This window comes from Mesorhizobium sp. BHbdii, assembly GCF_053848045.1.
Window position 1 is genome coordinate 1 of the sequence record NZ_JBSPKX010000139.1, and the last position, 507, is coordinate 507.

General features: G+C 64.5%; 1 protein-coding gene. It reads right to left on the reverse strand.

Annotation, left to right across the window (positions count from 1 at the left end):
- A partial coding sequence (locus tag ACWTU8_RS32270; RefSeq protein ID WP_455851306.1) for a branched-chain amino acid ABC transporter permease occupies positions 1 to 396 on the reverse strand: 396 nt, incomplete at its 3' end.
- Between the last annotated feature and the right edge of the window lie 111 nt (positions 397 to 507).

Genomic DNA, 507 nt, shown 5'->3' on the forward strand with positions numbered 1-507 from the left:
GAGATCGAGCGATGCCCCCTCCAGTGCGCCTGCCGGAATGCGCCGGCTGTCAGCGGAAAAGGCCTCGAGCAGCCCATTCTGCACGGCAACCGACAGGCCGAACGTGACGAGAAGCGGCGGCAGGATATCCTTGCCAAGCACCCGGTTTAGCACGGCGGCCTGCAGCAGCCAGCCAAGCGTAAACATCATTGGCATGGCGATCAGCGCGGCGACCCAGGGCGAAAGGCCGAGCAAGGTGACCCCCATCAGCATCAGATAGGCGGCAAAGACGATAAGGTCGCCATGGGCGAGGTTCACCAGCCGCATGATGCCGAAGACGAGGCTCAGCCCCGCCGCGAACAGCGCATAGAGCCCGCCCAGCAGAATCCCCTGCACGAGGGTGTCCAGCCAGATCATCGCCGCGTCCCCGTCATCAGGCGGCGGGAAAATTGCCGGGGCATGCGGGGCTGCCTCGTCATGCCGCCACTCCGAAATAGGCGGAATGGATTTCTTCGCGCGTGACTTCGG